Source organism: Pseudomonas persica (assembly GCF_900291015.1).
GTDB lineage: Bacteria > Pseudomonadota > Gammaproteobacteria > Pseudomonadales > Pseudomonadaceae > Aquipseudomonas.
In genome coordinates this window covers 66,371-92,023 of the sequence record NZ_OLKL01000039.1, presented here as the reverse complement: position 1 = coordinate 92,023, position 25,653 = coordinate 66,371, and the positions used below count along the sequence as shown (strand labels likewise).

Genomic DNA, 25,653 nt, shown 5'->3' with positions numbered 1-25,653 from the left:
CCTTCACCCGCAGGAGTGCCGCCCGTGACCGAGTACAGCGCATTCAAGGTCGAACTGACCGACAGCATTGCCCACGTTCAGATCAACCGCCCGGAAAAGCTCAATGCGATGAACGCGGCCTTCTGGGAAGAGATCATCGACATCTTCCAGTGGGTCGACGATACCGACGAGGTACGGGCGGTGGTGATCAGCGGTGCCGGCAAGCATTTTTCCGCCGGTATCGACTTGATGATGCTGGCCTCGCTGGCTGGGCAGATGGGCAAGGATGTGGGCCGTAATGCGCGCTTCCTGCGCAGCACCATCCTGCGCCTGCAGGCGTCGTTCAATGCCGTGGACAAGTGCCGCAAGCCGGTACTGGCCGCTGTGCAGGGTTACTGCATTGGCGGTGCCATCGACCTGATCTCGGCCTGCGACATGCGTTACTGCAGCAGCGATGCGCAGTTCTCGATCAAGGAAATCGACATGGGCATGGCCGCCGATGTCGGCACACTGCAACGTTTGCCTCGTATCATCGGAGACGGCATCATGCGTGAGCTGGCCTTCACCGGGCGCAATGTCGAGGCCGAAGAGGCGCTGCGCATTGGCCTGGTCAACCGGGTCTATGATGATCAGGCCGCGCTGATGGACGGGGTCTTTGCCATCGCCCGCGAGATTGCCGCAAAATCGCCGATCGCCGTGGCCGGCACCAAGGAAATGCTCAGCTACATGCGTGACCATCGCATCGACGATGGCCTGGAATACATCGCCACCTGGAACGCCGCGATGCTGCAGTCCGAAGACTTGCGCGTGGCCGTGGCGGCGCACATGAGCAAACAGAAACCGACGTTCGCCGACTGATCAGGCCGGGGGGCGCGCAGTAAAGGAACCCCCGACATGTCAGCACGCTGGACTACCGCAGTACTTGATCCGCAGATCACCGGGGGGCTGGCCGTGGCCCGCAGCCCGGAAGGGTTTCTGGTGGACGACAACGGCGCGCTGTTCCCCCGCGACTGGCTCAAGCGCCAGGACCTCGACGTGCTGTGCGAGCACGGCATCGGCCACTTCGACGGCCAGCCGGTGTTCCTGCTGGAGCTGCGCAGCGCCACCGACGTGCCCGGCTGCGCCTGGCGAGGCCTGCGCGCATTCATGCTCGAAGGTGACTTCGACACCTACAAAGTGCTGGGCTATGCCGCGCAGATCGGCACCTGGGCCCGCGAGCATCGCTTCTGCGGCAGCTGTGGCCAGGCGATGACGCAGATTCGCTGGGAGCGGGCGATGTACTGCCAGCCCTGCGACCTGCGCAGCTACCCGCGCATTTCGCCGAGCATGATCGTGCTGGTGACCCGTGGCGACGAGATTCTGCTGGCGCGCTCGCCGCGTTTCGTCGCCGGGGTGTACAGCACCCTGGCAGGCTTCGCCGAACCGGGCGAATCGGCCGAGGACTGCCTGGTGCGCGAAGTGCGTGAAGAGGTGGCGGTGGAAGTGCAGAACATCCAGTACGTCGGCAGCCAGTGCTGGCCGTTCCCGCACTCGATGATGCTCGGCTTCCATGCCGAGTACGCGGGGGGTGAGATCGTCATGCAGCCGGACGAAATCGAGGATGCCAGGTGGTTCAGCGTCCACGACCTGCCGCCGCTGCCGGCCGGGCGGTCGATTGCCCGGTATCTGATCGACCTTTATGTCGCCAGTCGCTTAGGGCTGCCCGAACCAGTGTTGCCACGCTAGGCGTATAGTCAGTGCCAGCACCACGGTGATGAACATCGGGCGGATGAACTTGCTGCCGCCGCTGATCGCCGTGCGTGCGCCGAAGAAGGCGCCGACCATCACCGACAGGCCCATGCACAGGCCGACGATGTAATCCACCTGCCCGGAAATGATGAACACCGTCAGCGCTGCAATGTTGCTGACGAAGTTCATGCTGCGCGCCACGCCGCTGGCACGGACCAGATCGATGGGGTAGAGCAGCAGGGTGCTGACCGTCCAGAACGCCCCGGTGCCCGGGCCGGCCACGCCGTCATAGAAGCCCAGGGTGAAGCCTTGCGGCATCTGCCACTTCTTCCTGATGGGGGCGTCGGCATCCAGCGGCGCCTTGGGCGTGCCGCCGAACAACAGGTAGATGCCGCAGGCAAAGACGATGACCGGTAGCATCTTGTTCAGCCATTCGGCTGGCATGTAGTGGGCGATGACAGCGCCCAGCAATGCTCCGGTCAAGGTGGCGAACAAGGCCGGGCGCCATTGTGCCGGGTGGAACAGCTTGCGCTTGTAGTAGGTGAAGCCGGCGGTGGCCGAGCCGAAGGTGGAGCTGAGCTTGTTGGTGCCCAGTACCAGGTGTGGCGGCATGCCGGCGGTGAGCAGCGCCGGGGTGGTGAGCAGGCCGCCGCCGCCGGCGATGGCATCGATGAAGCCGGCGACGAAGGCGACCAGGGCCAGGATCAGCAGGGTGAGGGGTTCTACGGTGAGTTCGAAGGGCATGGGGTTTTGGCAGGCAGGGAGGCAGGGAGGCGGCAAAGGGCCGCACTAGAAGGGTGACATGGTAATCCTGGGGGAAGTGTGTTGCCAGTGCCGGCCCTTTCGCGGGTAAACCCGCTCCCACAGGTTCCTGCACATTTCAAGACCTGTGCAGTACCTGTGGGAGCGGGCGTGCCCGCGAAGAGGCCGGTACAGGCGATCACATCAGCTACGGATAAACGCCAGCAAATCCGCATTGATCACCTCGGCGTGGGTGGTCGGCATGCCATGCGGGTAGCCCTTGTAGGTTTTCAGGGTGCCATTGGGCAGCAGCTTGGCCGACAGCACCCCGGAATTTTCATACGGTACGATCTGGTCATCGTCGCCGTGCATCACCAGCACCGGTTGGGTGATGCCCTTCAGGTCTTCAGTGAAGTCGGTTTGGGAAAACGCCACGATGCCATCGTAATGGGCCTTGGCACTGCCAATCATGCCCTGGCGCCACCAGTTGCCGATGATGCCTTCGCTGGCTTCGACACCGGGGCGGTTGTAGCCGTAGAACGGCCCAGCCGGCACATCCCGGTAGAACTGCGCGCGGTTGCTGGCGACCTGGGCCTGGAAGCCATCGAACACCGACTTGGGCAGGCCGCCGGGATTACCGGGCGTTTGCACCATCAGTGGCGGTACCGCGGCGATCAGTACTGCCTTGAACACCTTGTCTTCAGGGTACCGGGCCATATAGCGCACCACTTCACCTCCACCGGTCGAGTGGCCGACATGCACAGCGCCCTGGATGCCCAGGTGAGCGACGACCGCCGCCACGTCGTCGGCATAGTGGTCCATGTCGTGGCCGTCCCAGACCTGACTGGAGCGGCCATGGCCACGGCGGTCGTGGGCGACCACGCGATAACCGTGGGCGAGGAAGAACAGCAGCTGGGCATCCCAGTCGTCGGCACTGAGCGGCCAGCCATGGTGGAAGTGGATGACCGGCGCATCGCGCGGGCCCCAGTCCTTGTAGAAGATCTGTACGCCGTCCTGCGTGGTTACATAGCTCATGGTCGTGTCTCCTGTTGCAGGCACCGAAGGGAGCTATTGAGAATAGGAGGGATTTTGGCGGGTATCGGGAAGTTGTATCGCCTGTGCAGGCCTCTTTGCGGGTTCACCCGCGAAGAGGCCTGCACAGGCGATACAAACGCCCTTTCAGACGCGGTCGCGCAGCCGGTACCAGGCTTTGGCTGCGGCTTCCAGCGGTGCCGCCAGCAGATCGCCGCCGGGGAAGCGGCCGTTGTCGATACTTTGGTACAGCGTCAGCAGGTCGTTGTCACCGAGGATGGCATCGCTGACCGCCCGCGCCGCCGCCAGGGTCGGCAGCACGCCGTGGCCGGAGAACCCCTGCAGCCAATAGCGCTGGCCCTCGCAGCCCACGTCCGGAGTGCGCTGCATGCTGCAGTCGATATGGCCACCCCAGGCATAGTCGATGGCCACCCCGGCCAGCTGCGGGAACACCCGCTCCAGATAGGGGCGGGTAGCGCTGGCGACATCTTTGGGAATGCCGCCCAAATAGGTGCAGCCGCCACCGAACAGCAGGCGGTGGTCTGGGGTCAGGCGGAAGTAGTCGGGTACGAACTGGTTGTCGATCACGCAACTGTTACGTGGCAGCAGCGAGCGGGCGAAGTCGGCGTCCAGTGGTGCGGTGGCCACCTGGTAGGAGCCGACAGGTAGCAGGCGGCGTGACAGCTTGCGGTCGAGGCGGTCGATGTAGGCGTTGCAGGCCAGCACCAATACCTGGCAGCGAACTTCGCCACGGTCAGTACGGGCGACATAGCCTTCGCCAGCCTGTTGGTAGCTGAGCACCTGGCTCTGTTCGTAGATGCGTCCGCCGGCTGCTTCTATGCTGCTGGCCAAGCCTTGGGCCAGTTTCAGCGGGTTGAGGTGGGCACCCTTGGCGTCGTACAGCGCGGCCTGGTAGCGCGGACTGTCGATCCATTGCGGCAGCTCGTCGCGGCCAATCAGGCGCAGGGCATCGTAGCCCCATTTGTGTTCGGCTTCGTGCAAGGCTTCTTCGAGCATCTTCACCCGGCGCGGCAGTACGGCAGTCCACAGGCTGCCCAGCCGGTAGTCGATGTCGAAGCCATGGCGCCCGGGCAGTTCGCGCATTTCGTCAGCGGCCCAACACATGCTGGCCCACAGGCGTTGGGTACGCTCGACGCCCAGGGCCTTTTCCAGCGGGGGCATATCGCAGGACCAGCCCAGCAAGGCCTGACCACCGTTACGACCGGAAGCGGCCCAGGCCACGCGGCTGGCTTCCAGCAGCGTCACGCGCTTGCCGGCCTGGGTCAGGCGCAGGGCGGTGTGCAGGCCGCTGAAACCGGCGCCGATGATCAGTACATCGGTATCGTGGCTGCCTTGCAAGGTGGGGCGCAGGGGAATGCTGGCGGGGTAGGTCTGGGCGTAGTAGCTGGCGACGTGCTGGGCGGATTGTTTGAACATGCAGGGGCTCATGAAAATTATTTTGATTATTTTCATGAAAATTTAGCATGAAAAATTCATGCTGCCAGTATATTGGTCGGGTTTTGTGGTTTGTCTGAATTCTCTGTATTCCTGGCCTGGCCCTATCGCCGGCAAGCCAGCTCCCACAAGTCCTGCGCAGGTTTTGAAAGCTGTGTGGTACCTGTGGGAGCTGGTTTGCCGGCGATAGGGCCTCAACGACAGTGCAAAAGCCTCAGGTTGAAGCTTTTCTCTTGGGCTGCCGCGGCTTGCTGGCAGCCTTGCTGCCAGTCGCTTTACTCTTCCCACTCCCTCGACGCTTTTTCTTCCACGGCGCCGCCGCCCCGGCCGCCGGCCCGCTGATGGTCATGCGCATCCCGCTGCACCGCTCCACCAGCTTGCCCATCCACGCCGACTGCCGGGCGACGAACTCTTCCAGGGTCATCTCGCCACTTTGCACCATGTCTAGCGCCTGCTCCCAGATTGCCGTGGTACCAGGGTCGGCAATGGCGCGTGGCACGGCGTCGATCAGGCTGAAGGCCGCAGGCGTGGCGGACAGTGCCTTGCCGTTCTTTACCAGGTAACCACGGTCAAGCAGGCCCTGGATGATGCTGGCGCGGGTGGCTTCGGTGCCGATGCCGGTGGTTTCCTTGAGCTTCTGCTTCAGCCGCGGGTCATCCACCAGTTTGGCGACGTTCTTCATTGCCTTGATCAGGTCACCTTCGGTAAACGGCTTGGGCGGCTGGGTCCACAGGTCTTTCAGTTGCAGGCCCTGCACGCTGCAGCCCTGGCCTTCGCGCAGCGCTGGCAGCACCTGGGCCGGTGGCGCTTCACGGCCCTTGGCCGGGGTCAGCGCTTCGGGCAGGGCGCGGCGCCAGCCTGGTTCGACAATCTGCTTGCCTACCGCGCGCAGGGCATGGCCGGCGCAGTCGAAGTCGGCCTGGGTACGGTCGTACTCGTGGTTGGGCAGGAACTGCGCCAGGTAGCGGGCGCGGATCAGGGTGTACACCGCCTTGTGCTTGGCCGGCAGGCGCGACGGGTCGCTGGCGGCGGCAGTGGGGATGATGCCATGGTGGGCGCTGACCTTGGCGTCGTTCCACGCCCGTGAGCGGCGCTGCGGCTCGAGGTAGGGCTGCAGTGGTGCCAGGCTGGCATCGGCCCGTTGCAAGGCAGCGAGGATGGCCGGCGCTTCGGCGTGCTGGCTTTGCGGCAGGTAGCCGCAGTCGCTGCGCGGGTAGGTGATCAGTTTGTGGGTTTCGTACAGTGCCTGGGCGATGTCGAGGGTTTCCTGGGCGCCGAGGCCGAACTTTTTCGAGCACAGCTCCTGCAGGGTGCCCAGGTCGAAGGGCAGGGGCGCGGCTTCACGCACGCGCTCGGTGGCCACTTTGACGGCCCGGGCAGTGCCGGCATTGCCAATGTCGGCGGCAGCCTGCTGCGCCAGGGCCTGGTTCAGGCAGCGGCCCTGATCGTCGCAGGCGTCTTCGGCGGCACGCCACTGGGCGTTGAAGCCAAAGCCTGCGTGTTCGAGCTGCACATCGATAGCCCAGAACGGCACCGGCACGAAGTCGGCGATGCTGCGGTCGCGGTCGACCACCAGGCGCAAGGTGGGCGTTTGCACCCGGCCCACCGGCAGCACGCCCTGGTAGCCGGATTGCCGGCCCAGCAGGGTGAACAGCCGGCTCATGTTCATGCCAATCAGCCAGTCGGCGCGGGAGCGGCCCAGCGCCGAATGGTACAAGTTGAAGGTTTCGTGGCCGGGCAGCAGGCGTGCCAGGGCCTTGCGGATGGAGGCGTCGTCCAGTGCCGACAGCCACAGGCGCTGCACCGGGCCGCGATAACGACAATGCTCGACCAGTTCGCGGGCGATCATTTCGCCTTCGCGGTCGGCGTCGGTGGCGATAACCAGTTCGCGCGCTTCGCCAAGCAGGCGCTTGACCGCCTTGAACTGGCTGGCGGTCTTGGGCTTGACCAGCATCTTCCACTGTTCCGGGATGATCGGCAGATCGGCCAGGTTCCAGCGCTTGTAGCGCTCGTCGTAGCTGTCGGGCGGGGCGGTTTCCAGCAGGTGGCCGATGCACCAGGTCACGCAGACGTCGGTGCCTTGCCAGCAGCCATCGCCCTTGCGGTTGGCGCCGAGCACTTTGGCGATGTCTTTTGCCTGGGAGGGTTTTTCGCAGAGGAACAGGCGCATGGCCGGGGACGCTTCATCGGGGGTGATGGGCACTAGAATGCGCAAGCGGGGGCGCGGAGGCAAGTTTTATCTGGATGGATGTACAGGTTTTGTCAGGGGAAGTGTCTTGAGCCTGTACCGGCCTCTTCGCGGGTGAACCCGCTCCCACAGGGACCACACAGCATCTGGAAGCTGTGGGGGCCTGTGGAAGCGGGTTTACCCGCGAATGGGCCGGTCCAGGTTATGGATCAGGCGCGAGAGTCGCGCACCATGTCCACGTGCGGGATGCCGGCTTCGAGGAATTCCTCGCTGACTACGCGAAAGCCCAGCCGCTCGTAGAACGGCGTGGCCTGCACCTGGGCGCTGAGCATCTGCTGCTTCAGGTCGCGGTTCTGGGCTTCGACAATAACTGCGTTCATCAGCGCGTCACCCACCTTCAGCCCGCGCCAGTCCTTCAGCACCGAGACCCGGCCGATGGTGCCGTCAGGCAGCAGGCGTGCGGTGCCGATCGGGTAGTCGCCTTCCAGGGCCAGGAAGTGCGCGGCGGTCGGATCATCCGAGTCCCACTCCAGCTCCGGCGGCACGTGCTGTTCGGCAATGAACACTGCTTCGCGGATGCGGCGGATGTCGGCGTTGTCCTTGTGCCAGTCGGCAAGGCGCACACGAATCTTATTCATTGGCGAATCCCAGGCTTCCTTGTTTGACCAGCTGCTGTACCAGCAGAAGGCCATCTTCATCCTGCAGCCATTCGCCCAGGTTGTCGATGTGCAGGGCGTCGGCCGCGCAAACCAGCTTCAGCAGCTCGCGCAGTTTGCCCGGCAGCGGGCAGCTGCGACCGCTGGCGAACAGCAGCAGGTCCTCTTCGAATTCCGACCAGGCCAGGCGCGCGCTCGGGTTGCGGATCAGGATGGCGCCCTGTTCCAGGGCATCGATCAGCTCTTCCTCGGACAGCTCTTCACCGACGATCTGCTCGGGGTAGCGCGGCTCGGTCATGAACTGGCCGAACCAGGTCAGCAGCAGGTCCTTGTCGCCCATGTGCTTGTCGAGCAGCGCCTTCAGGCGGTCGAGGGCATCGTGCTGGATCTGGTGCGGGTCGCTGACCGGCTGGGCGTCGGCGTCGCTGTAGCGCTCTTCGTCGGGCAGGAACTGGCCGAGAAAATCGGTGAAGTGGGTCAGCACTTCGGCGGCGCTTGGCGCGCGGAAGCCGACCGAGTAGGTCAGGCAGTCGTCCACGGCCACGCCGTAGTGGGCCAGGCGCGGTGGCAGGTAGAGCATGTCACCCGGCTCCAGGGTCCACTCATCGCTCTGCTCGAATTCGGCGAGGATGCGCAGGTCGGCGTGCTCCAGCAGTGAGCTGTCGCTGCTGCACATCTGGCCGATTTTCCAGTTGCGCTGGCCGTGGCCCTGCAGCAGGAACACGTCGTAGTTGTCGAAGTGCGGGCCGACGCTGCCACCGGGGGCGGCGAAGCTGATCATCACGTCATCGATGCGCCAGCTGGGCAGGAAGCGGAAGTTTTCCAGCAGTTCGGCCACTTCCGGGACGAACTGGTCGACAGCCTGCACCAGCAGGGTCCAGTCCTTTTCCGGCAGCTCGGCGAAGGTGTCTTCGGTGAACGGGCCGCGGCGCAGCTCCCAAGGGTGCGCGCCGTGCTCGAGCACGATACGCGACTCTACTTCCTCTTCCAGGGCCAGGCCGGCCAGCTCGTCGGGGTCGATCGGGCTGATGAAGTCCGGGAATGCCTGGCGCACCAGCAGCGGCTTCTTCTGCCAGTAGTCGCGCATGAATTCGCGGGCCGAGATGCCGCCGAGCAGCTGCAGTGGAGTATCAGGATTCATGTTCAACCTATTGAAAAAATGTAATTTTCGTCCGGGAATAAAAACGCCCGGCCAGGCCGGGCGTTGAACGCGACGGTCAGCTTAGATGCGTTTGGCCTGTGCTGCCGCGTTGCCGATGTAGGTGGCAGGGGTCAGCTGCTTGAGCTCGGCCTTGGCGTCGGCTGGCATGTCCAGGCCGTCGATGAAGGTCAGCAGCGCTTCCGGGGTGATGCCCTTGCCACGGGTCAGCTCTTTGAGCTTCTCGTAGGGGTTTTCGATATTGAAGCGGCGCATCACGGTCTGGATCGGCTCGGCCAGCACTTCCCAGCAGGCGTTCAGGTCGGCGGCGATGCGGGCTTCGTTGACTTCCAGCTTGCCGATGCCTTTCAGGCTGGCTTCGTAGGCGATGACGCTATGGGCAAAGCCCACGCCCAGGTTGCGCAGCACGGTGGAGTCGGTCAGGTCACGCTGCCAGCGCGAGATCGGCAGCTTGCTGGCCAGGTGCTGGAACAGCGCGTTGGCGATACCCAGGTTGCCTTCGGAGTTTTCGAAGTCGATCGGGTTGACCTTGTGCGGCATGGTCGACGAGCCGATTTCGCCGGCAACGGTCTTCTGCTTGAAGTAGCCCAGCGAGATGTAGCCCCACACATCGCGGTCGAAGTCGATCAGGATGGTGTTGAAGCGGGCGATGGCGTCGAACAGCTCGGCGATGTAGTCGTGCGGTTCGATCTGGGTGGTGTACGGGTTGAACTGCAGGCCCAGCTCGTCTTCGATGAAGGCGCGGGCGTTCTGCTCCCAGTCGATTTGCGAGTAGGCCGACAGGTGGGCGTTGTAGTTGCCCACGGCGCCATTGATCTTGCCCAGCAACGGCACGGCGGCAACCTGGGCGATCTGGCGCTCCAGGCGGTACACGACGTTGGCCAGCTCTTTACCCAGGGTAGTCGGCGAAGCCGGCTGGCCGTGGGTGCGCGACAGCATCGGCACGTCGGCGTGGGCGTGGGCCAGGGCGCGGATGGCATCGGCGATCTGGCGCATCAGCGGCAGCAGCACTTCGTCACGGCCGGCACGCAGCATCAGGGCGTGGGACAGGTTGTTGATGTCCTCGCTGGTGCAGGCGAAGTGGATGAATTCGCTGACCTTGGCCAGCTCAGGCAGCGTGGCGGCCTGCTCCTTGAGGAGGTATTCGATCGCCTTGACGTCGTGGTTGGTGGTGCGCTCGATTTCCTTGACGCGTTCGGCGTGCTCGAGCTTGAAGTCGGTGGCCAGGCTGTCCAGCAGGGCATTGGCTTCGGCGGAGAACGCCGGCACTTCGCCGATCTGCGGGTGGGCGGCCAGGCGCTGCAGCCAGCGCACTTCGACCAGGGCGCGGAAACGGATCAGGCCGAATTCGCTGAAAATGGGGCGCAAGGCCTGGGTTTTGCCGGCATAACGGCCGTCTACAGGGGAAACCGCAGTGAGCGAAGAGAGCTGCATGGGGTGTTCTCGGACAGTCAGGCTTTTGGAAGGGCGCATATCATACATGAAAATTGCGCCCGAGTCTGGTGGCTGACCAAAGGTCGGGCCATTAAAAACGTGTCGCGGCCCTTGTGGGCGCGGGTTTACCCGCGAATACGTCGGTAGATCCAGCATCGCATTCGCGGGTGAACCCGCTCCCACAGGGTTGGGTGTCGCCTGTCAGGAAGGCGAACGCATCATGTCGTACAGTTCGTTGAGCAACTTGCGCCGGCTGAACACCAGCTGCCAGCGGTGCCCGCCCAGCTGACGCCACAGGCGTGCGGCGCGGATGCCGGCCAGCAGCAGGGCGCGGATCTTCGAGGCGTTGCTGGCCTGCTGCAGGAAGCGCATGTCGCCGTGTACCTGGATGCGCTGGCGCAAGGTGCTCAGGGTGTCCTGGTACAAGGCTCCACTGGAAGCGATGACGTTTTCGTGAACCAGGCCAAAATGCTCGGCCTGGGACTGGATTTGCGGCAGGCGGTTGCCGATGGTGTCGAGCAGGTCGCCGCGCTTGTTCAGCTGGCGCTCCAGGCCCAGCATCGACAGGGCGTAGCGCAGCGGCTCGCGCTGCAGGCTGCTGGGGTCGCGCTCCAGCGCGCCGACCAGCGCGCGGTAGCCGTCGCGCAGGTTCAGGTCGTCACCGCCGAACACCTCCAGGGTGTCCTTGGGGTCACGAACCAGCAGGCTGCCCAGCATGCAGCCGATGTTGGCCTCGCTGGCCTGGCCGGTGCGGGCGATGCGGTCGACCAATACAGCGGCCTGGAACACACCGCCCAACGCAATCAACTGCTCCTGCAGCTTGCTCATGCGCGCGGGCTCCACGGCTCGGCGGCTTCGATCACGCCGCCGCCCAGGCACACTTCGCCGTCGTAGAACACCACCGACTGGCCTGGGGTAACGGCGCGCTGCGGCTCGTCGAACACTGCGCGGTAACCGCTTTCGGTAAGCTCCAGGGTGCACTGCTGGTCGCTCTGGCGGTAACGCACCTTGGCAGTGAGTTGGCGCGGGCTGCCGAGGTCTACCGGGTTGACCCAGAAAATTTCCGAAGCCAGCAGGGCGCGGGAGAACAACCACGGGTGTTCGTTGCCCTGGCCGACCACCAGCACGTTGCGGGTCAGGTCCTTGTGCAGCACGTACCACGGCTCGTCGCCGGCGTCCTTCAGGCCGCCAATGCCCAGGCCCTGGCGCTGGCCGATGGTGTGGTACATCAGGCCGTGGTGGCGGCCGATCACTTCACCGTCGGTGGTTTCGATGTTGCCTGGCTGGGCCGGCAGGTACTGCTTGAGGAAGTCGCTGAAGCGGCGCTCACCGATGAAGCAGATGCCGGTGGAATCCTTCTTCTTGGCGGTGGCCAGGCCGTGCTTTTCGGCAATGGCGCGTACTTCGGGCTTTTCCAGCTCGCCAACCGGGAACAGGGTGCGGGCGATTTCCTTGCCGCCGACGGCGTGCAGGAAGTAGCTCTGGTCCTTGTTCGGGTCCAGGCCCTTGAGCAGTTCGGTGAGCTCGCCGGTGTCGCGGCGGCGTACGTAGTGGCCGGTGGCGATCAGGTCGGCACCCAGCGACAGGGCGTAGTCGAGGAACGCCTTGAACTTGATTTCGCGGTTGCAGAGGATGTCGGGGTTGGGCGTACGGCCGGCCTTGTACTCCTCAAGGAAGTGCTCGAACACGTTGTCCCAGTATTCGGCGGCGAAGTTGGCGGTGTGCAGCTTGATGCCGATGCGGTCGCACACGGCCTGGGCGTCGGCCAGGTCTTCACGGGCGGTGCAGTATTCGGTGCCGTCGTCTTCTTCCCAGTTCTTCATGAACAGCCCTTCCACCTGGTAGCCCTGCTCCATGAGCAGAAGGGCGGAGACGGAAGAGTCCACGCCGCCGGACATGCCGACGATGACGCGGGTCTTGGCGGGGTCTTTGAGTGCTGGGCTGGTCATGGTTACCGGTGTGTATCAAGGGGGAAAAACGCCGATTCTATCAAACCTGCGGCGGCGCGTCAGTCGCGCAGCAGGTCGAGGCTGTGCAGGGGGCCTTTGAGGTAGTCGTCGAGGCAGCGTGGCACCAGCTCGCTGCGCCAGCGGGCGGGGTCGGCCAGCAGTTCGTCGCGGGTCAGCCACACGGCGCGAACAATGTCGCTGTCCAGCGCCAGGTCGGCGTGATGGCGCACGGGGCGGGCGGCGAAGCAGATGCGCTGGTAGGTCACGCCGTTGCTCGGGGCGGTGTACAGGTAGATGCCGACTACCCCGGTGAGCTCGACTTCCCAGGCGGTTTCTTCGAGGGTTTCGCGCAGGGCGGCCTGGGGCAGGGTCTCGTCCGGTTCGAGGTGGCCGGCGGGTTGGTTGAAGACGTGCTGGCCAGCCTTGAATTCTTCGACGAAGAGGAATTTACCGTCTTGCTCGACAATGGTGGCGACGGTGATGTGGGGTTGCCAGGTCATGAACAGCTCCTTAGGGGCCTGCACAGCCCTTGTGGGAGCGGGTTTGCCCGCGAATGCGTCAGTGGATTCGCCATCGCATTCGCGGGTAAACCCGCTCCCACAGGGGCCGCGCTGGCGGCCAGAAATCGTTTGTCCAGAAAGCACAAACCCCGGTGCGTGGCCGGGGTTTGTACTGTTACTTCAAGCGAACCTTACAGGGCGGCAATGGCGCTGTTCAGGGTCTGGCTTGGGCGCATCACCTTGGCAGTCAGCTCGGCATCCGGGGCGTAGTAGCCACCGATGTCGGCCGGCTTGCCCTGGACGGCGTTGAGCTCGGCGACGATGGTCTCCTCGTTCTCGGTCAGGGTCTTGGCCAGTGGTGCGAAGCGTGCCTGCAGGGCAGCGTCGTCGTTCTGCGCAGCCAGGGCCTGGGCCCAGTACAGGGTCAGGTAGAAGTGGCTGCCGCGGTTGTCGATACCACCGACTTTGCGCGACGGCGACTTGTTGGTGTCGAGGAACTTGCCAGTGGCCTGGTCCAGGGTGTTGGCCAGCACTTTGGCGCGCGGGTTGTCGTAGGTGTTGCCCAGGTGCTCCAGGGAAGCGGCCAGGGCCAGGAATTCACCCAGCGAGTCCCAACGCAGGAAGTTCTCTTCCACCAGCTGCTGCACATGCTTCGGTGCCGAACCGCCGGCGCCGGTTTCGAACAGGCCACCGCCGCTCATCAGCGGTACGATCGACAGCATCTTGGCGCTGGTGCCCAGTTCCATGATCGGGAACAGGTCGGTCAGGTAGTCACGCAGCACGTTGCCGGTCACCGAGATGGTGTCCTTGCCTTCGCGGATGCGGGCCAGGGAGAACTTGATGGCGTCGACCGGTGCCAGGATGCGGATGTCCAGGCCAGTGGTGTCGTGATCCTTCAGGTACTTCTGCACCTTCTCGATCATCACGCCGTCGTGGGCGCGGGCCGGGTCCAGCCAGAACACTGCCGGCGTGTTGCTCAGGCGGGCGCGGTTGACGGCCAGCTTGACCCAGTCCTGGATCGGCGCGTCCTTGACCTGGCACATGCGGAAGATGTCACCGGCTTCGACGTTCTGCTCCAGCACCACGCTGCCCTTGCTGTCGACCACGCGCACGACGCCGTCGGCCTTGATCTGGAAAGTCTTGTCGTGGGAGCCGTACTCTTCGGCCTTCTGTGCCATCAGGCCGACGTTAGGTACGCTGCCCATGGTGGTCGGGTCGAAGGCGCCGTTGGCCTTGCAGTCTTCGATGGTGGCCTGGTAGATGCCGGCGTAGCAGCGGTCCGGGATGATCGCCTTGGCATCTTGCAGTTCGCCGGCGGCGTTCCACATCTTGCCCGAGTCACGGATCATGGCCGGCATCGAGGCGTCGACGATGACGTCGCTCGGTACGTGCAGGTTGGTGATGCCTTTGTCGGAGTTGACCATGGCCAGGGCCGGGCGCTGGGCGTACAGGGCCTGGATGTCGGCTTCGATCTCGGCCTGCTTGTCGGCTGGCAGGTCTTTGATGCGGGCGTACAGGTCGCCGATGCCGTTGTTGGCGTTGAAGCCTACTTCAGCCAGCGCGGCGGCGTGCTTGGCCAGCACGTCGTTGTAGAATTCTTCGACAATGACACCGAACATGATCGGGTCGGAGACCTTCATCATGGTGGCTTTCAGGTGCACCGACAGCAGCACGCCGGAGGCCTTGGCGTCGGCGATCTGCTCGGCGATGAAGGCTTTCAGGGCCTTGCGGCTCATGGTGGCGCAGTCGATGACTTCGGCGGCTTTTACCGCGGTCTTTTCTTTCAGTACGGTGGTGCTGCCGTCTTTGCCGACCAGCTCGATGCGCAGGCTGTCGTCAGCTTCGATCAGTGCAGCTTTCTCGCTGCCGTAGAAGTCGCCCTGGGTCATGTGGGCAACGTGCGACTTGGAGTCGGCAGCCCAGGCGCCCATCTTGTGCGGGTGCTTGCGGGCGTAGTTCTTGACCGACAGCGGCGCGCGGCGGTCGGAGTTGCCTTCGCGCAGTACCGGGTTCACGGCGGAGCCCTTGATGCGGTCGTAGCGGGCGCGGGATTCTTTCTCTTGCGCGGTGGCCGGCTCGTCAGCGTAGTCCGGGATGTTGAAGCCCTTGCCTTGCAGTTCCTTGATCGCGGCTTTCAGCTGCGGTACCGAGGCGCTGATGTTCGGCAGCTTGATGATGTTGGCTTCAGGGGTGGTAGCCAGCTGGCCCAGTTCCGCCAGGTGATCGCCTACTTGCTTCTCTGCGCCCAGTTGCTCCGGGAAGGCGGCGAGGATGCGGCCAGCCAGGGAGATGTCGCGGGTTTCGACGGCGATGTCAGCCGAAGCGGTGAACGCTTCGATGATCGGCAGCAGCGAGTAAGTGGCGAGGGCGGGGGCTTCGTCGGTGAAGGTATAGATGATCTTGGAACGGGTGGGCATGCGGGTTAACTCTCTGTGTGCTGAGCGTGCTCGAGTCTCGTGGTGCGCAGGGTAGGCGCATCGCCCTGGCAGCGCCATAAGCGGAAAGTCGAGAGGCTGCGAGCGGTGATGGTGGATGCATCAGTCGAGCGTCAAGTGCTGAGCTGCGGTAACAGTCCAGGCTTCGTGGCCAGGCTTTGTGTCCATTCATGGCCAAGGGCGGTCCGCATTTTTCCAAGGGATCGCCCCAATGACCCTTCGGTCGCGGCGCAGTATACCAAACCATTCGGGCTAATCAGCAAGGCCAAGTGATATCGGCCCACTTATAAGACCAAAGACTAAGCGGCAATGTGGCGGGTTGTCGCAGGCCTGAGGATGGCTGCGCGCTTTCGCGGGGGCTGGTTTGCCGGTGATCGGGCCGGTGACGTCAATGCAAAACTCCCATGCTTGCGCGTCGGCAGATGTGGTTTAGGCTCAGTGGATCGCATGATGTCCAATCACACCCGACAGCGGAGTAGTGCAAGCATGGGATACCAGAAAATCAAGGTTCCGGCCGACGGCGCCAAGATCACCGTCAATGCCGACCATTCGCTCAACGTTCCTGACAACCCGATCATTCCTTATATCGAGGGCGACGGGATTGGCGTCGATGTCTCGCCGGTAATGATCAAAGTGGTCGACGCCGCCGTGCAAAAGGCCTACGGCGGCAAGCGCAAGATCGCCTGGATGGAGGTGTACGCCGGTGAAAAAGCCACCCAGGTGTACGATCAGGACACCTGGCTGCCACAGGAAACCCTCGATGCCGTGCGTGATTACGTGGTGTCGATCAAGGGGCCGCTGACTACCCCGGTGGGCGGTGGCATCCGCTCGCTAAACGTGGCCTTGCGCCAGCAACTCGACCTGTATGTGTGCCTGCGCCCGGTACTGTGGTTCCAGGGCGTGCCCAGCCCGGTGAAAAAACCTGGCGATGTGGACATGGTGATCTTCCGCGAGAACTCCGAGGACATCTATGCCGGTATCGAGTGGAAGGCCGGTTCGCCCGAGGCGAACAAGGTGATCAAGTTCCTCAAGGAGGAAATGGGTGTTACCAAGATCCGCTTTGACCAGGACTGCGGCATTGGCATCAAGCCAGTGTCCCGCGAGGGCACCAAGCGCCTGGTGCGCAAGGCCCTGCAGTATGTGGTGGACAACGACCGCGAGTCGCTGACCCTGGTGCACAAGGGCAACATCATGAAATTCACCGAGGGTGCCTTCAAGGACTGGGGTTATGAAGTGGCACGCGACGAGTTTGGTGCCGAGTTGCTCGATGGCGGCCCGTGGATGAAGTTCAAGAACCCCAGGAGCGGCCGCGAGGTCATCGTCAAGGACGCCATCGCCGACGCCATGCTGCAGCAGATCCTGCTGCGCCCGGCCGAGTACGACGTGATCGCCACCCTCAACCTCAACGGTGACTACCTGTCCGATGCCCTGGCGGCGGAAGTGGGCGGTATCGGCATTGCGCCGGGTGCCAACCTGTCCGACACCGTGGCCATGTTCGAGGCCACCCACGGCACCGCGCCCAAATATGCCGGGCAGGACAAGGTCAATCCGGGCTCGGTGATCCTGTCGGCGGAGATGATGCTGCGGCACATGGGTTGGACCGAGGCGGCCGACCTGATCATCAAGGGCACCAACGGCGCGATTGCCGCCAAGACCGTGACCTATGACTTCGAGCGCCTGATGGACGGCGCCAGGCTGGTGAGCAGTTCAGGCTTTGGCGATGAAATGATCAAGCATATGTAAGGCAATGGAAAACCGGCCGCTTCCGGTAAGGAAGCGGCCGGTTTTTTCGTATACCGGCAGACGGCGCGGCTAATCAGGCATCGGCAGTGCTGCCGGTTTGCTGTGCGCTCACGGCTGTGGTGGCAGTGGCGCTGCTGATATTCACCGCGTGGAGGCCTTTGGGGCCCTGGACGATGTCGAAGCTCACGGCCTGGCCGGCTTTGAGCGTCTTGTACCCGTCCATCTGGATGGCTGAATAATGAGCGAACAAGTCGTCAGTCTTGCCCTCTTCATTGATGAATCCGTAGCCCTTGGCATTGTTGAACCACTTGACTTTACCGCTTGCCATCCCTATGTCCCTCTGCAAAGGACTCCATCACTGGAGTATCATCCACTTCATCCGCATACGAACCATGCGAAAAATCTGGTTGACTGCGCGGATCTTTATCGACCACGGTGGGTTCTTATTGGTTGTAACACCGTTTTGCCGATAGTCAAGGTCGCCCGGCGCCTGCGCTGGCCGTGCCCTTCGCAGTCAACCCACAACCTTAACCTGTCGCTCATGATGAAATTCTTTCCATGCATGCACCTAGTGAGATTCGACTAACATTCAATCAGGATCGCCCGCAATCGAATGAGGACGACGGCTCAGGTCTTGCAGTTCAGGAAGCCAAGCCGATCCTGCAGGCGCCACCGATGTACAAGGTGGTTTTGTTCAACGATGACTACACGCCAATGGATTTCGTCGTCGAAGTGCTCGAGACGTTCTTCAATCTGAACCGCGAGCTGGCGACCAAGATCATGCTGACCGTCCATACCGAAGGGCGGGCAGTGTGCGGATTGTTTACCCGTGACATCGCCGAAACAAAGGCTATGCAGGTCAACCAATACGCCAGGGAAAGCCAGCATCCGCTACTCTGTGAAATCGAGAAGGACGGTTAATCGCCGACCACTTGGGTATGAGGTGAAGCTATGTTAAACCGCGAGCTCGAAGTCACCCTCAATCTGGCCTTCAAGGAGGCTCGTTCGAAGCGTCATGAGTTCATGACCGTCGAACATCTGCTGCTGGCACTCCTTGACAATGAGGCTGCCGCGACCGTTCTGCGCGCCTGTGGCGCCAATCTCGACAAGCTCAAGCACGACCTGCAAGAGTTCATCGATTCCACCACGCCCCTGATCCCGGTCAACGACGAAGACCGCGAAACCCAGCCGACCCTGGGCTTCCAGCGTGTACTGCAGCGTGCCGTGTTCCACGTGCAAAGCTCCGGCAAGCGTGAAGTCACCGGTGCCAACGTGCTGGTGGCGATCTTCAGCGAACAGGAAAGCCAGGCCGTGTTCCTGCTCAAGCAGCAGAGCGTGGCCCGCATCGACGTGGTCAACTATATCGCCCATGGCATCTCCAAGGTGCCGGGCCATGGTTCGCATTCCGAAAGCGACCAGGAAATGCAGGACGAAGAGGGCGGCGATACTACCTCTTCGAGCAACCCGCTGGATGCCTATGCCAGCAACCTGAACGAGCTGGCCCGTGCCGGCCGTATCGACCCGCTGGTAGGCCGCGAGCAGGAAGTGGAGCGCGTGGCGCAGATTCTTGCCCGTCGGCGCAAGAACAACCCGCTGCTGGTGGGTGAGGCTGGCGTGGGCAAGACCGCCATCGCCGAAGGCCTGGCCAAGCGCATCGTCGATGGCCAGGTGCCCGACCTGCTGGCGCAGAGCGTGGTGTATTCCCTCGACCTCGGCGCACTGTTGGCCGGTACCAAATATCGTGGCGACTTCGAGAAGCGCTTCAAGGCGCTGCTGGGCGAGCTGCGCAAGCGCCCGCAGGCAATCCTGTTCATCGACGAAATCCATACCATCATCGGTGCCGGTGCGGCGTCGGGCGGGGTGATGGATGCGTCCAACCTGCTCAAGCCACTGCTGTCGTCCGGTGAAATCCGTTGCATCGGTTCGACCACCTTCCAGGAGTTCCGCGGCATCTTCGAGAAGGACCGTGCCCTGGCGCGGCGCTTCCAGAAGGTCGATGTCAGCGAGCCGTCGGTCGAAGACACCGTGGGCATCCTGCGTGGCCTGAAAGGGCGCTTCGAAAGCCACCACAACATCGAGTACAGCGACGAAGCCCTGCGTGCCGCTGCCGAGCTGGCCTCGCGTTACATCAACGACCGGCACATGCCGGACAAGGCCATCGATGTGATCGACGAAGCCGGTGCCTACCAGCGCCTGCAGCCGGAGGCCAACCGCGTCAAGCGCATCGACGTGCCGCAGGTCGAAGACATCGTCGCCAAGATCGCGCGGATTCCGCCGAAGCACGTCACCAGCTCCGACAAGGAGCTGTTGCGCAACCTCGAGCGTGACCTGAAGCTGACCGTATTTGGTCAGGACCAGGCGATCGATTCGCTGGCTACCGCCATCAAGCTGTCCCGTGCCGGCCTCAAGTCGCCAGACAAGCCCGTTGGTTCGTTCCTGTTCGCCGGCCCGACCGGCGTCGGCAAGACCGAAGCAGCGCGGCAGCTGGCCAAGGCACTGGGCGTGGAGCTGGTGCGCTTCGACATGTCCGAGTACATGGAGCGCCACACCGTGTCGCGCCTGATCGGTGCGCCACCTGGTTATGTTGGCTTCGACCAGGGTGGCTTGCTGACCGAGGCGATCACCAAGCAACCACACTGCGTATTGCTGCTCGACGAAATCGAGAAGGCCCATCCGGAAGTCTTCAACCTGCTGCTGCAGGTGATGGATCACGGTACCCTGACCGACAACAACGGGCGCAAGGCCGACTTCCGTAACGTGATCCTGATCATGACCACCAACGCTGGCGCAGAAACCGCCGCGCGGGCCTCGATCGGCTTCACCCATCAGGACCATGCGTCTGATGCCATGGAAGTCATCCGCAAGAGCTTCACGCCGGAGTTCCGCAACCGCCTGGATACCATCATCCAGTTTGGCCGCCTGAGCCACGAGACGATCAAGAGCATCGTCGACAAGTTCCTTATCGAACTGCAGGCGCAGCTGGAAGACAAACGTGTGCTGCTGGAAGTCAGCGATGATGCACGCGGCTGGCTGGCGGCCTCGGGCTACGACGTGCAGATGGGCGCGCGGCCGATGGCGCGGTTGATCCAGGACAAGATCAAGCGGCCGCTGGCCGAGGAGATCCTGTTTGGCGAGCTGGCCGAGCATGGTGGCGTGGTGCACGTCGACCTGCGCGATGGCGAGTTGGTGTTCGACTTTGAAACCACGGCTGAGGTTGCATGATGGCTGGGGCCGCAAGGCGGCCCCCTGCAATCTTGAAGGCACAAAAAAGCCCGGCACATGCCGGGCTTTTTCATGGCTTGAGCTTAACGCGCACGGTAAGTGATGCGGCCCTTGCTCAGGTCGTAGGGCGTCAGTTCGACGCGGACCTTGTCGCCAGTGAGAATACGGATGTAGTTCTTGCGCATCTTTCCGGAGATGTGCGCGGTTACGACGTGCCCGTTTTCCAACTCCACGCGGAACATGGTGTTGGGCAGGGTGTCGACGACAGTGCCTTCCATTTCGAAGCTGTCTTCTTTCGACATGCAGTAGAGCCCTCGGATCCAGTGTTGGCCCGACGCATAACCGCACCGGGCAAAAAAGTGGCGTGGATTATGCCCGAAAAGTGTGTATCAAGCCAATGCCTTTCAGTTGAGGGTGACCCAGCGCTGATTTATCAACAGCTCGATAGGCCGATACTGCGTCTTGTAGTTCATTTTCTTGCAGTTCTTGATCCAGTAACCCAGGTAAACCGCTTCCAGGTTCTGGCGCAGGGCTTCGGTGATCTGCCAGAGGATGGCGAAGCGGCCCAGGCTGCGGCGTTCTTCGTCCGGCTCGTAGAAGGTGTACACTGCCGACAGGCCGTTGGGCAGCAGGTCGCACACTGCTACCGCCATCAGGCGGCCTTCCAGGCGGAACTCGTAGAACCAGCAGAACGGCAGGTCGCGTACCAGGAAAGTGGAAAACTGGTCGCGGCTGGGCGGGTACATGTCACCGTCGGCGTGGCGTGTTTCGATATAGCGCCGGTACAGCTCGAAGTATTCTTCCTTGAACGCCGGGCGTGCCGCGCTCACGGTCAGGTCGGCGTTGCGCTTGAGGATGCGCCGTTGCTGGCGGTTGGGGATGAAGCGCGCCGCCGGGATGCGTGCCGGCACGCAGGCATTGCAGTTCTGGCAGTGCGGGCGGTACAGGTGGTCGCCACTGCGACGAAAGCCCATTTCCGACAAGTCGGCGTACACGTGCACGTCCATCGGCTGGCTGGGGTCGAGGAACAGCGTGGTTGCCTGTTCGTCGGGCAGGTAGCTGCAGGAGTGGGGCTGAGTGGCATAGAACTTCAACCGCGCCAACTCTGTCATGATCAACCCCCTCGGTGAGACTTTGCTTTAAGTGTAAGCCAGCTATGGGAACTCGCCTAGGGAAGCCATGTGGCGCTGTTGGGTTGGTCGAGGTGGCGTGCCAGGTAGCTGGCGAACTCGGCGCGGCTGATGGCGTGGGCGCCCAGGCTGTGCAGGTGGTTGGTCGGCATCTGGCAGTCGATGAGGACGAAGCCGGCCTGGCGCAGGTGGTTGACCAGGCTCACGAAGCCGACCTTGGAGGCGTTGTCGGCGCGGCTGAACATCGATTCGCCGAAGAATAGCTGGCCCATGGCCAGGCCATACAGGCCGCCGACCAGCTCGCCGTCCTGGCGCACCTCCACCGAATGGGCGATGCCGCGCCGGTGTAGTTCGCAGTAGGCGGCGCGCATGGTGTCGGTGATCCAGGTGCCGTCGGCGTAGTCACGTGGCGCGGCGCAGGCGGCGATCACCGCCGGGAAGTCGGTGTCGAAGCTGACCTGGTAACGGCCCTGACGCATCAGCTTGGCCAGCGAGCGCGACACGTGCAGCTGGTCCGGGAACAGTACCGTGCGCGGGTCGGGTGACCACCAGAGGATCGGCTGGCCGTCCTGGTACCAGGGGAAGCAGCCATGGCGATAGGCCTGCACCAGACGCTCGGGGCTCAGGTCACCGCCGGCGGCGAGCAGGCCGTTGGGGTCGTGCAGGGCCTTTTCCAGGGGCGGGAAGGTCAGCGAGTCGCGGGTCAGCCAGGTGAGCATGGTCTTTCGTGCGGTGGGGGAGGGGAGAGGGCAGCATGGCGCGGGTGCAAAGCAGGGTCAATCTCTTTGGTCTCTTCGCGGGCGAGCCCGCGATGAGGCCGGCGCAGGCGATGAAAGTAGACAATTTCCTACACATTCATGAAACCGCAGGCACCATCCGCTACATTTGCTGTCACACCTGTGCAAAAACACAGCATAAGCCTTTGTCACAGAAGACAATGCGTGCTCAAATTGCAGGTATACGAAAGTCGCCCCCACTCAAGCTCCTTACGGCGTGCCGTCATGGCAGTGGGCGGGCAGTAATGTTAAAAGTAGTGGTTCATTGGCCGCACCGTCGGCCGATCACTATTGGACGCGCAGCACGCGCAGGAATAGACGCGTTTTGAAGAAATCCACCGCAACTCCAGCTCCCTTGCCCGTGCCCCTGTGGCGGCAGCAGCTGCATTATCGCCTCAAGGAAGGTGCGTTGATCGCTGTCGGCGCCCTGTGCCTGTACCTGTGGATGGCGCTGCTGACCTACGACACGTCGGACCCGGGCTTCAGCCACACCAGCAATGTCGACCAGGTGCAGAACGCCGCCGGGCGTGCCGGTGCCTACTTCGCCGACATTCTGTTCATGGTGCTGGGTTACTTTGCCTACATCTTCCCGCTGTTGCTGGCGATAAAGACCTGGCAGATCTTCCGCGAACGCCACCAGCCCTGGGACTGGAGCGGCTGGCTGTTCTCCTGGCGGCTGATCGGTCTGGTGTTCCTGGTGCTGTCTGGTGCGGCGCTGGCGCATATCCATTTCCATCCGCCGGCGAGCATGCCGTTCTCCGCCGGAGGCGCACTGGGCGAGAGCCTGGGCGACCTGGCGCGCAACCTGCTGAACGTGCAGGGCAGCACGCTGATGTTCATTGCCCTGTTCCTGTTCGGCCTGACCGTGTTCACCGACCTGTCGTGGTTCAAGGTGATGGACCTGACCGGCAAGATCACCCTCGACCTGTTCGAGCTGGTACAGGGCGCCGCCAATCGTTGGTGGGAAGCACGCAACGAGCGCAAGCGCCTGGAGGCGCAGCTGCGCGAGGATGAACCGGTGCTGGTCAAGGCCGCGCCGATGGCTGCCGACAAGCGTGAGCCGGCCAAACCGGCGCTGCGCGAGCGCATCTTCAAGCGTGAAGAGGCACCTGCCCAGCGTGTCGAGCCACGTGAGCCAACCCTGGCACGCGAGCCTGTGGTACCACGCGAGTCGCTGGCAGCACGTGAGCCGATAATCTCCCGCGAACCACCTGTCGCGGCGCCGATGATCGTGCCGCCGACACCCGCCAAGGCGCCGGAGCCGAGCAAGCGGGTGATGAAGGAGAAGCAGGCGCCGCTGTTCGTCGACAGCGCGGTGGAAGGCACCTTGCCGTCGATCTCCATCCTCGACCCGGCCGAACAGAAGAAGATCGAGTACTCCCCGGAATCCCTGGCCGGTGTCGGCCAGCTGCTGGAAATCAAGCTCAAGGAATTCGGCGTGGAAGTGACGGTGGACTCGATCCACCCGGGCCCGGTGATTACCCGCTACGAAATCCAGCCGGCCGCCGGCGTGAAGGTCAGCCGCATCGCCAACCTGGCCAAGGACCTGGCGCGTTCGCTGGCAGTGACCAGTGTGCGTGTGGTCGAGGTCATTCCCGGCAAGACTACCGTGGGTATCGAGATCCCCAATGAAAACCGGCAGATGGTGCGCTTCTCCGAAGTGCTGGCCACGCCGCAGTACGACGAGCAGAAATCGCCGGTCACCCTGGCCCTGGGCCACGACATCGGCGGCAAGCCGGTGATCACCGACCTGGCCAAGATGCCGCACCTGCTGGTGGCCGGTACCACCGGTTCCGGTAAGTCGGTGGGTGTGAACGCGATGATCCTGTCGATCCTGTTCAAGTCCAGCCCGGAAGACGCGCGGTTGATCATGATCGACCCGAAAATGCTCGAACTGTCGATCTACGAAGGCATTCCGCACCTGCTGTGCCCGGTGGTCACCGACATGAAGGACGCCGCCAACGCCCTGCGCTGGAGCGTGGCCGAGATGGAGCGGCGCTACAAGTTGATGGCGGCCATGGGCGTGCGTAACCTGGCCGGCTTCAACCGCAAGATCAAGGACGCCGAGGACGCCGGCGAAATCATCCATGACCCGCTGTACCGCCGCGAGAGCATGGATGACGAGCCGCCAGCGCTGAAAACCCTGCCGACCATCGTGGTGGTGGTCGACGAATTCGCCGACATGATGATGATCGTCGGCAAGAAGGTCGAAGAGCTGATCGCCCGTATCGCCCAGAAGGCACGTGCGGCCGGTATCCACCTGATCCTCGCCACCCAGCGCCCGTCGGTGGACGTGATTACCGGCCTGATCAAGGCCAACATCCCGACCCGCATGGCGTTCCAGGTGTCGAGCAAGATCGACTCGCGGACCATCATCGACCAGGGTGGTGCCGAGCAGTTGCTGGGCCACGGTGACATGCTGTACATGCCGCCGGGCACCAGCCTGCCGATTCGTGTGCACGGCGCGTTCGTCTCCGACGACGAGGTGCACCGCGTGGTGGAAGCGTGGAAGCTGCGCGGCGCCCCGGACTACAACGACGACATCCTCAACGGTGTCGAAGAGGCCGGCAGCGGCTTTGAAGGCGGCGGCGGTGGTGGCGATGGCGAAGATTCGGAAAGCGACGCCCTGTATGATGAGGCCGTGCAGTTCGTGCTGGAAAGCCGCCGCGCCTCCATCTCGGCTGTGCAGCGCAAACTGAAGATCGGCTACAACCGCGCCGCCCGCATGATCGAAGCCATGGAAATGGCCGGCGTGGTCACCCCCATGAACAGCAACGGCTCGCGGGAAGTGATTGCCCCGGGCGGCCCGCGCGACTGATGAACACCTTGCCGGGCGCCAACGGTGGCGCCCGGTCTTTTCAATGCTCGATGAGGACTCCCATGCGCGCGATTCGCATGCTGTTGGTTTCTGCCCTGGCCGCGGCTTCTGTGTCGGCTACCGTTTCGGCTTATGCCGGTGAGCAAGATGTACAACGCCTGACCCAATTGCTGGAAAAGTCGCAGACCATCGAGGCCAACTTCTCCCAGCTGACCCTGGACGCCGGTGGCACCAGCCTGCAGGAAACCTCCGGCAAGATGACCGTCAAGCGCCCGGGCCTGTTCTACTGGCACACCGATGCACCGCAGGAGCAGGTGGTGGTCTCCGACGGCAGGAACGTCACCCTGTGGGACCCGGACCTGGAGCAGGCCACCATCAAGAAGCTCGACCAGCGCCTGAACCAGACCCCGGCGCTGCTGCTGTCCGGTGATGTGTCGAAGATCAGCCAGAGCTTCGACATCAGCTCGAAGGAGCAGGGCGAAGTGATGGACTTCACCCTCAAGCCGAAGACCAAGGACACCCTGTTCGACTCGCTGCGCGTGTCGTTCCGCAAGGGCCTGATCAACGACATGCAACTGATCGACAGCGTCGGCCAGCGCACCAACATCCTGTTCAATGGCGTGAAAGCCAACCAGGCGGTGCCGGACAGCAAGTTCAAGTTCGACATCCCCGAAGGCGCGGACGTCATCAAGGAGTAACCAGAGCTCG

The 25,653-nt window shown here is 63.2% G+C and carries 22 protein-coding genes; 7 read left to right on the top strand and 15 right to left on the bottom strand.

The annotated features are described in order from the left end of the window. The first annotated feature begins 24 nt into the window (after positions 1-24). Complete coding sequence (locus tag FQ664_RS18765) at positions 25-837, top strand: crotonase/enoyl-CoA hydratase family protein (protein ID WP_144174014.1); 813 nt, start codon at positions 25-27, stop codon at positions 835-837. Positions 838-873: 36 nt separating this feature from the next. Then, on the top strand, positions 874-1,704 hold the full coding sequence (gene nudC / locus FQ664_RS18760; RefSeq protein WP_144174012.1) for an NAD(+) diphosphatase: 831 nt from the start codon (positions 874-876) through the stop codon (positions 1,702-1,704). Here nudC and FQ664_RS18755 read toward each other — a convergent pair. The 11 genes from FQ664_RS18755 to FQ664_RS18690 all read right to left on the bottom strand — a co-directional run bounded on the left by FQ664_RS18755 (position 1,672) and on the right by FQ664_RS18690 (position 15,238). Further along, positions 1,672-2,451 (bottom strand): TSUP family transporter, encoded by a 780-nt coding sequence (locus tag FQ664_RS18755; protein WP_144174011.1) that lies wholly within the window; start codon positions 2,449-2,451, stop codon positions 1,672-1,674. The genes nudC and FQ664_RS18755 overlap by 33 nt on opposite strands. Positions 2,452-2,652: 201 nt before the next feature. After that, positions 2,653-3,483 (bottom strand): alpha/beta fold hydrolase, encoded by an 831-nt coding sequence (locus tag FQ664_RS18745; protein ID WP_144174010.1) that lies wholly within the window; start codon positions 3,481-3,483, stop codon positions 2,653-2,655. Between the two features lie 144 nt (positions 3,484-3,627). Further along, positions 3,628-4,917, bottom strand: coding sequence for an NAD(P)/FAD-dependent oxidoreductase (locus FQ664_RS18740; RefSeq protein WP_144174009.1), 1,290 nt, complete (start codon positions 4,915-4,917; stop codon positions 3,628-3,630). 232 nt (positions 4,918-5,149) lie between these two features. After that, positions 5,150-7,105: a DNA topoisomerase III gene (locus FQ664_RS18730; protein WP_144174160.1), complete on the bottom strand. Its 1,956-nt coding sequence runs from the start codon at positions 7,103-7,105 to the stop codon at positions 5,150-5,152. Between the two features lie 227 nt (positions 7,106-7,332). After that, complete coding sequence (locus tag FQ664_RS18725) at positions 7,333-7,761, bottom strand: GNAT family N-acetyltransferase (RefSeq protein WP_144174008.1); 429 nt, start codon at positions 7,759-7,761, stop codon at positions 7,333-7,335. Then, a complete protein-coding gene (locus FQ664_RS18720; RefSeq protein ID WP_144174006.1) occupies positions 7,754-8,920 on the bottom strand; it encodes a ribosomal protein uL16 3-hydroxylase in 1,167 nt (388 codons plus the stop codon). Before FQ664_RS18720 ends, FQ664_RS18725 begins: the two co-directional genes overlap by 8 nt. 81 nt (positions 8,921-9,001) lie before the next feature. Next, positions 9,002-10,372, bottom strand: a complete 1,371-nt coding sequence (gene purB / locus FQ664_RS18715; RefSeq protein WP_144174005.1) for an adenylosuccinate lyase — start codon at positions 10,370-10,372, stop codon at positions 9,002-9,004. 201 nt (positions 10,373-10,573) lie between these two features. Then, entirely contained in the window at positions 10,574-11,200 is a 627-nt protein-coding gene (gene hflD / locus FQ664_RS18710; protein WP_144174004.1) for a high frequency lysogenization protein HflD, read from the bottom strand. Next, complete coding sequence (mnmA, locus tag FQ664_RS18705; RefSeq protein ID WP_075045646.1) at positions 11,197-12,321, bottom strand: tRNA 2-thiouridine(34) synthase MnmA; 1,125 nt, start codon at positions 12,319-12,321, stop codon at positions 11,197-11,199. Before mnmA ends, hflD begins: the two co-directional genes overlap by 4 nt. 59 nt (positions 12,322-12,380) lie before the next feature. Beyond that, the gene (locus tag FQ664_RS18700; protein ID WP_144174003.1) at positions 12,381-12,821 is read right to left on the bottom strand and encodes an NUDIX hydrolase; all 441 of its coding nucleotides are present in this window, start codon (positions 12,819-12,821) and stop codon (positions 12,381-12,383) included. A 191-nt stretch (positions 12,822-13,012) separates the two neighbouring features. Next, positions 13,013-15,238 (bottom strand): NADP-dependent isocitrate dehydrogenase, encoded by a 2,226-nt coding sequence (locus FQ664_RS18690; protein ID WP_144174001.1) that lies wholly within the window; start codon positions 15,236-15,238, stop codon positions 13,013-13,015. Between the two features lie 504 nt (positions 15,239-15,742). Here FQ664_RS18690 and icd point away from each other — a divergent pair. Beyond that, on the top strand, positions 15,743-16,999 hold the full coding sequence (gene icd, locus FQ664_RS18685; protein ID WP_144174000.1) for an NADP-dependent isocitrate dehydrogenase: 1,257 nt from the start codon (positions 15,743-15,745) through the stop codon (positions 16,997-16,999). Positions 17,000-17,072: 73 nt separating this feature from the next. On the opposite strand, the gene cspD is transcribed toward icd, so the two are convergent. Further along, positions 17,073-17,327 carry a cold shock domain-containing protein CspD gene (gene cspD / locus FQ664_RS18680; protein ID WP_144173998.1) on the bottom strand — a complete coding sequence of 85 codons (255 nt, stop codon included), beginning with the start codon at positions 17,325-17,327 and terminating at the stop codon, positions 17,073-17,075. A gap of 230 nt (positions 17,328-17,557) precedes the next feature. Here cspD and clpS point away from each other — a divergent pair, with 230 nt between their 5' ends. Together clpS and clpA are read left to right on the top strand one after the other, a co-directional pair. Further along, positions 17,558-17,920, top strand: coding sequence for an ATP-dependent Clp protease adapter ClpS (gene clpS, locus FQ664_RS18675; protein WP_013973290.1), 363 nt, complete (start codon positions 17,558-17,560; stop codon positions 17,918-17,920). A gap of 30 nt (positions 17,921-17,950) precedes the next feature. Continuing rightward, positions 17,951-20,221 carry an ATP-dependent Clp protease ATP-binding subunit ClpA gene (gene clpA / locus FQ664_RS18670; protein WP_144173996.1) on the top strand — a complete coding sequence of 757 codons (2,271 nt, stop codon included), beginning with the start codon at positions 17,951-17,953 and terminating at the stop codon, positions 20,219-20,221. Between the two features lie 83 nt (positions 20,222-20,304). Here clpA and infA read toward each other — a convergent pair whose 3' ends face one another. From infA to aat, 3 genes are all read right to left on the bottom strand, one after another. Continuing rightward, on the bottom strand, positions 20,305-20,523 hold the full coding sequence (gene infA, locus FQ664_RS18665; protein WP_002553999.1) for a translation initiation factor IF-1: 219 nt from the start codon (positions 20,521-20,523) through the stop codon (positions 20,305-20,307). Between the two features lie 102 nt (positions 20,524-20,625). Further along, positions 20,626-21,333 (bottom strand): arginyltransferase, encoded by a 708-nt coding sequence (locus FQ664_RS18660; RefSeq protein ID WP_085621932.1) that lies wholly within the window; start codon positions 21,331-21,333, stop codon positions 20,626-20,628. A 56-nt stretch (positions 21,334-21,389) separates the two neighbouring features. Next, positions 21,390-22,070: a leucyl/phenylalanyl-tRNA--protein transferase gene (gene aat / locus FQ664_RS18655; protein ID WP_144173994.1), complete on the bottom strand. Its 681-nt coding sequence runs from the start codon at positions 22,068-22,070 to the stop codon at positions 21,390-21,392. Between the two features lie 322 nt (positions 22,071-22,392). Between aat and FQ664_RS18650 the strand changes: the two genes are divergently transcribed. Both FQ664_RS18650 and lolA read left to right on the top strand, forming a co-directional pair. After that, positions 22,393-24,945 carry a DNA translocase FtsK gene (locus FQ664_RS18650; RefSeq protein ID WP_474707149.1) on the top strand — a complete coding sequence of 851 codons (2,553 nt, stop codon included), beginning with the start codon at positions 22,393-22,395 and terminating at the stop codon, positions 24,943-24,945. Between the two features lie 62 nt (positions 24,946-25,007). Further along, positions 25,008-25,643, top strand: a complete 636-nt coding sequence (gene lolA / locus FQ664_RS18645; RefSeq protein WP_144173992.1) for an outer membrane lipoprotein periplasmic chaperone LolA — start codon at positions 25,008-25,010, stop codon at positions 25,641-25,643. Positions 25,644-25,653 lie beyond the last annotated feature (10 nt).